We start from the raw sequence: 6,362 nt of genomic DNA, 5'->3' as shown, positions 1-6,362 counted from the left end.
GTGCCCTTTACCATAGTAGAGAAAAAGCGCTTAGAAAATGAGCTTGATAACACTCTGCTCTCCCCCAACAACCACTATCTGAATTTGAGTCATTGTTCCCCATTTTACAAGGTAATTACCGTGTGCCACGCCCCTTATGCCAGATTTGCTTTTTCTCATGATTGTTGCAACGCAATTACAGTACGTATTCTGCGTGCAGCGAAAAATCTTGTTCTCTGGATTGCGCAAAGCAGGAGCATGCATACCAAACTTGTGAACACATCTCCAGTATTCAACAGGAAACACAGCTCACTTCATACAAGCCGAGTTTTAAGAAACTGTGTTACATGCTGCAGTACGCATCCATGCCACTATTACAAATGTTGTCTCCAAGACACTTATCACCTGACTAAGATGTCCCTCAGCACTGGTTGTTACAACAAATCTTCTCTCACAGCATAAGAACTTTCAAGCTGACAACCCTACAAAGCTAAAACAAACAGCACCTAGAAACCCGCCCTATGACCTGCTTATACTCCCCTTGAATCTACGTGCCTAAGTGCGTACGTCTCACGCGCGTAATAACCCCTTCTGGCAAGAAAAGCATAGAATCCGTTTCTAATTGATTATGGCCATTATATCTAATGCCATTCATAAGAGTGCTACCAGTAACACCTGTCACTATCATAAATGCCTTATCTCTTACCATATCACGCTCTGTGTATTCTCTGTCGTAGTCACTGATACCTAACTTGCCTGCCCTATCACGTAACTCTGCAGTATTTAATACCAATCTACCACAGAGCTGGCCTCCCACAGCCGACAGTGCTACTGCTGAAAGTACACCCTCTGTAGCTCCACCTATCCCTAAACAAATATCATTCTCACCTTTGATAAGCGATATAACAGCACCGATGTCGCCATCGTCAATTAACCGCACTCTAACACCCAGCGACCTTAGCTCACTTATCAAAGAAAGGTGTCTATCTCTCTTTAACACTACGGCTATAAGATCTGTTACTGCTCGCTTCTTGGCCACAGACAAATTTTGCAAATTAGTCTTCAGATCATTGTCCATACTCACAATACCTGCTGGCAAGCCTGGTCCTACAGCTATCCTATCCATGTACACATCCGGAGCTTTTAGCAGACTACCCTTCTTGGCCACGGCAATTACTGACATGGCCCCATCCTTATGCAGAGCGCACGTGGTCGTACCTTCTAGAGGATCAACTGCTATGTCAAGAGCAGGACCACCTTTACCAACTCTTTCCCCTATATATAGCATAGGAGCATTATCTCTTTCCCCCTCTCCTATCACTATTTCACCATCTATAGCCATAGTGTTCAGAGTAGAACGCATAGCATCCACCGCCGCTCGGTCTGCTCCTTTTTCGTCAGACTTTCCTGCAAACCGGTACGCCTCAACAGCTGCAAGTTCCGTTACTTTTAGAAACTGAAAACACAGATCTTCTATTAGCATTAATTCCCCGCTATCTCGAAATAGTCATTCACAAAAATGTAATACTCCATTATGATACACGAGTTATTGTGTAATCAATAGACTAATGTGCGGATAGCGGCGTCATCGGTTTGCTTGTTTTTGTTGTGTGGGTGCCTGACGCAAAGTCCTGCTCCTGTCTCTATGAAGGGAGAAAAGTTCTATGGGAGCACAGATAACAATGAACACTTAGAATATCGTTTGACTAGAGATAATAGTACACCTACTGGTGGCTCTACTGCTAAATCTGGACTGATTCTCGTTGAAGATGCTTCTACTATCAATATGGATCCTGTAGTATATGAGGCACGTCCTGGGTGCGATTTTTCCATGCCTTTGAATGGTAAGGTAGTTTCCATGCAGAGCTTTGGTAACACAGGCGGAGTACGTTGTGAAAGCGGAATCGCGATAATTAGTAAGGGTGACATAGAGATAACTGCTTCATCTAGGGGAAAGGTAATGTATGTTGGCAAAAACCTGAGAAAATACGGCAACTTGGTCATACTAGAACACGACCGATACACAATTACCATGTATTATAATCTTGATGAGATTGGAGTTAAAATTGGCGATTCCGTGAACAAGGGAGATGTTTTGGCTACGATTGCATCATCCTACGCTGGAGGAAGAGCTCTTTCTAAAGGCAATACACCATTCTGCTGTTTTTCGATGCGTCATGATGGAAAGGAAGTAGATACAGTACAACACTTCAAGCAATGCAAGTTGTCACAAAGGTAGTGCGTGAACATATCTAAAGCCTGATATCTATCTATACCACATCTGCTGAAGTTTTACGTAAAATCACGTCTTCAAATACGTTAGTGAGAGAGCAAGTGTGAGTACTCGTCTGATAATCACTCACCCTCAGGAAATACATACCATTATGATCGGTAACTGCAGCAACTTTAGAAATTCTACAGATTCTATATAGCTTATATACACGTAATTAGATATGCACAAGACAACATTTGACTGTATACATATCCGCTATAGTGCACACTTAATCTCACAGTAACCATTAAGTTGTGGATTCATATTTCCGGAAAAAAATCCAGTAATAAATTCTATGCCAATTGGTATGGAAATCCTCGCTTCCCCGCCTTATGCGTTACATGGATGTTTTACCCCTATGTAAAAACAGTATTTATTCCAGTAATAAAAAATCAATATTTCTGATATATAGTACTGAAATCGTGGTAGTATAGGTTGCAAGTAGTAAATGTCAGAATATGTGTCCGAAAGAAGAGCGATAAATACATTATGCTCCTATTGGGATCAGCTTCGCAATGGCAGGTGTTACCCTAGAAAGGACGAAATAGAGCCTGAAGAGCTTATGACGATCTGGCCGAATTGCTTCATACTGCAGGTAAAGTATGCTGATGAAGAAAAACGGTATGAGTGCATCTATGCTGGAGAAGAAGCTGTACGGCTTTATGGTTCTGATCTTAAGCACTACTCAGAAACGGAAAACATGGTAATTTTCTTTCCGCAAGTCGTGGAAAACTTGTTCGATTATCTGGAATCTGTAGTCGAAAATCAGAGACCTATAATAGAAGAAACCGAAAAGACAACGCACAAGGGAAGGGAAGTCAAAATACGCCAGTGTCTGTTACCACTCGGGAATGACAGTACCGTGGATCACATAATAGGCGTGGTTGGAGGCAGGGTATATTAACCTGTAATGCCCTTTCATGAAATTAACAAACGCAGTATACGTTCTGTATTTTTGTGACGTTATCCATGATGTCGGTGCAGTGGTAAGTTGTAATAGCCCACTGTTGTCGTACCATAAGTGCCTCGCTTTATGGCAGTTGACATTCTCGTATGCTGCTTATAGAATCCCTGAGGCGTTGGCGAGTTAGATTTGCATGCTTTTTTCCCTGTTGCGTGGTTGTACTAGGATTGGTATGTCCGTCCTGGGTGGAGCTTGCAGCGTTCTCGCCGTGAGTAGAGGTGTACTAAAGGAGCGCATGAGGTCCTCTTTGAAGGAAATGGGCTTTGTGTGTAGGGAGGAGTTTGACGCCCTAAGCGAGTGCTTTAGGCGATTTCAGGCTTCAAAGGAGAAACAAAGTCATCAGCGTGATAAGGAATAATTGGACTCTTGAGGAAACGTTAGAGCTCTTTGGCCTACCGTTTAATGATTTGCTATTCAAGGCTCACATGGTGCATAGGGAGTACTTTCGTCACAACGAGGTACAGGTTTGTGCACTGGCAAATATTAAAGCAGGTGGTTGTCCGGAGAACTGTTGTTATTGTTCTCAGAGCGCACATAACAAAACTGGTCTTACTAAGAAGGGGCTATCAAGTGTTGAGGAAGTGCGTACTGCGGCGCGACGCGCCAAAGATGTTGGAGTACACAGATTTTGTTTTGCAGCCGCATGGCGTAATCTTCATGATAGGGATGTTGACCGTATCTGTGAGTTTGTCAAAGCTATAAAAAAAGAGGGTCTGGAAAGCTGTGCATCTCTGGGCATGTTAAAGCTTGAACAGGCGAAGAAGCTCAAGGAAGCCGGCTTAGATTTTTATAATCATAATGTTGATACCTCGCGAGCCTACTATCATAACATAGTAACCACGCGGACGTACGATGAGCGGCTAGATACAATCAATAATGTACAAGAAGCTGGTATTAATGTATGCTGTGGAGGCATATTGGGAATGGGTGAGAGTGTAGAAGATCGAGCTCAGATGCTGTTAACCCTGGCAACTCTTAAGCAGCATCCTCGTTCTGTTCCAATCAACAGACTTGTGACATTTAAAGGCACTCCTTTAGAGGGCGCGAAAAAAGTAAATAGTGTTGATTTTGTTCGTACCATAGCGGTCGCTCGAATAATGATGCCCGCATCATATGTGCGTCTTGCTGCTGGTAGATCAGACATGACGGAGGAGATGCATGCGTTATGCTTCTTTGCGGGTGCAAACTCTATATTTTACGGTGAACAGCTACTAACTACTGAAAATGCTACACCAGAATTTGATCAAAATTTGCTTTCTAGGCTTGGTGTAGTAGCAACGCCTTCCGGGGCACATGAATCTTGTGCTTGTTAGGAACTCTCCATCATATTAGGATTATATATCCTATAAGTTGTTGTAGTACTGCGTGATACAGAAAATTCCCAGTAGAATCTGATCGATGTTTGCTTTATTGACTTGGGATAGTAGCAACACCTTCCGAAACACATTAGTCTTTTGCTTGGGAGAATTCTCCATCATGTTGGTGTTACAATCCTTCAAGTTGTTGTACTGTTGTCTGACACGGTCAGTTCGCTAGTATAGCTCTGCTATCAGCTACTGTACGGTGCGGTTCATCTTGAAAAAATATTCTGCCGCATGCTCGGCTTTGACAAATTTAAGGTAGGACTTAAAACCTAGCTACACTATAACTATGGGCAATCTCCCTGTCCCCCTTCAGAACAACGCTTTTGTGGTATGAAACGTGGAAACCCTGAAATTTCATTGTATCCGATGTGAACCTACTTGATGCAGAATCATATGTATGCATCTAATCAGCAATACCAATTCCCAATACCTACAGACAGTTTTAGGCACATTCAAGCCTTGCGTGTTCATTAATCTACGTAACATTTCCTATATTTTTATTCTGAGAGTCATCTTGTTACGTAGTATTTTTTTTATGGAACGCTTAAAAGCAACTTTGAGTACAAAGAAATCAAGTATACCTGCAAAAAAAGTCACTAATAACACCGGAAGAAGATATAAAGTGATATTTAGCGTAATCATGTGGAAATTCCTACTATTACGTATGCAATGCAGCGATAAAACTTTAGCAGCAGGCCTATAAAGGAAGTGTCATACGTGCTTGTAGTATATTGCTATGAGCTTTACACAGCCTTATGAATGTAGAATTTATATTGCGTGTAGAGGAGAGCTACGGAGTGTCAATGCGCACACAGCACATGCGTAAGTGTACTATGAGATCAGTTTTATAAAGGCACTTGCAAGGTACTCCGTGCGCGCATTGGTCCATAATATCACGCAGAATACGTACTTCCATTACCTAAAAAGATGATACTCGGCTGAAGCGCTGAGAAATTCGGGAAAATAGGATATATGTCACTTGTACTCTAGCTACACATAATATAGACTGAAGCATCAGGTGGAGTTGTAGTCGCTGTGCTTTTTTGCACAGAGGAAAGTCCGGACTCCAAGAGAAGATGGTGGCAGGTAACTCCTGCCGGGGGTAACTCTAGGTTAGGGCCACAGAAAACTACCGCCCCGTCAAGGGGTAAGGGTGAAAAGGTGCGGTAAGAGCGCACCGTACTCGTGGTAACACGTAGTAGCAAGGTAACCACTACCAGGAGCAAGGCTAAGAAGGGCATTATGGCTTCTCTCATTTGTTGCCCGGGTAAGCCGCATGAGGCGTGCAGCGATGCATATCCCAGATGAATGACTACATAACACAGAATCCGGCTTATCTCCACCTGACATCCACAGGCCTTCGTTACCTCAATGATGACTTTATAGTCATTTATCGACAATACTGCGATACCATTCAGTAAAACTGCATTTCACTAATGTGTTCTCAAGTCTACGTAATATCCCCTGTCTTCAACCTATGGTAGGAGTAATTTTTAGATATACACTGCGATCATATATCGCAACAATGCATAATAATTCCATACCTTACAGATTATTCTATGAGCCGCTCAAGAACCTAACTTCGTACACGAACTAAGCCGAAAACGCCGTAAAAATTTCCCTACACTCTGCATAGTAACGTCACTGGAGTACGCTGTTTTATGATAGGCCAATACATCAAAAAGTCTGCTTACTCGGAGCGCCTGATATCGGGGATTCAGTTACCTTGAACTAATGACAGTGTGTGCTATCAGGCAACGCACATCCGTCCCTAAATTGATGG

Annotated in this window: 6 protein-coding genes and 1 other RNA gene; 5 read left to right on the top strand and 2 right to left on the bottom strand. The window is 42.6% G+C overall.

Going from position 1 to position 6,362, the window contains the following annotated elements:
* Window positions 1–30: 30 nt before the first annotated feature.
* Window positions 31–285: a hypothetical protein gene (locus KPX09_RS03970; protein ID WP_249549096.1), complete on the bottom strand. Its 255-nt coding sequence runs from the start codon at window positions 283–285 to the stop codon at window positions 31–33.
* A gap of 241 nt (window positions 286–526) precedes the next feature.
* A complete protein-coding gene (glpX, locus tag KPX09_RS03965; protein ID WP_249549095.1) occupies window positions 527–1,462 on the bottom strand; it encodes a class II fructose-bisphosphatase in 936 nt (311 codons plus the stop codon).
* Between the two features lie 87 nt (window positions 1,463–1,549).
* On the opposite strand from glpX, the gene KPX09_RS05750 reads away from it, so the two are divergent.
* The 5 genes from KPX09_RS05750 (at window position 1,550) to rnpB (ending at window position 5,930) form a co-directional block, all read left to right on the top strand.
* Complete coding sequence (locus KPX09_RS05750) at window positions 1,550–2,218, top strand: M23 family metallopeptidase (RefSeq protein ID WP_249549094.1); 669 nt, start codon at window positions 1,550–1,552, stop codon at window positions 2,216–2,218.
* 481 nt (window positions 2,219–2,699) lie between these two features.
* Window positions 2,700–3,155: a PAS domain-containing protein gene (locus KPX09_RS03955; protein ID WP_249549093.1), complete on the top strand. Its 456-nt coding sequence runs from the start codon at window positions 2,700–2,702 to the stop codon at window positions 3,153–3,155.
* 232 nt (window positions 3,156–3,387) lie between these two features.
* Complete coding sequence (locus tag KPX09_RS03950; protein ID WP_249549092.1) at window positions 3,388–3,573, top strand: hypothetical protein; 186 nt, start codon at window positions 3,388–3,390, stop codon at window positions 3,571–3,573.
* The gene (gene bioB, locus KPX09_RS03945; RefSeq protein WP_249549091.1) at window positions 3,560–4,528 is read left to right on the top strand and encodes a biotin synthase BioB; all 969 of its coding nucleotides are present in this window, start codon (window positions 3,560–3,562) and stop codon (window positions 4,526–4,528) included. The genes KPX09_RS03950 and bioB overlap by 14 nt, the downstream gene beginning before the upstream one ends.
* 1,065 nt (window positions 4,529–5,593) lie before the next feature.
* An RNA gene (rnpB, locus tag KPX09_RS03940) (RNase P RNA component class A) lies at window positions 5,594–5,930 on the top strand.
* The last annotated feature ends 432 nt before the right edge of the window (window positions 5,931–6,362 follow it).

This window comes from Anaplasma phagocytophilum, from assembly GCF_023476575.1.
In the GTDB taxonomy this organism is placed as follows: domain Bacteria; phylum Pseudomonadota; class Alphaproteobacteria; order Rickettsiales; family Anaplasmataceae; genus Anaplasma; species Anaplasma phagocytophilum_A.
Note: the sequence above shows the minus strand (reverse complement) of the source record. Positions and strands in the feature narration are given on the sequence as shown.

Coding starts and splice junctions, on each gene's coding strand:
- KPX09_RS03955 (WP_249549093.1), top strand. CDS start 2,700: ATGTCAGAATATGTGTCCGAAAGAAGAGCGATAAATACATTATGCTCC.
- KPX09_RS03950 (WP_249549092.1), top strand. CDS start 3,388: ATGTCCGTCCTGGGTGGAGCTTGCAGCGTTCTCGCCGTGAGTAGAGGT.
- glpX (WP_249549095.1), bottom strand. CDS start 1,462: ATGCTAATAGAAGATCTGTGTTTTCAGTTTCTAAAAGTAACGGAACTT.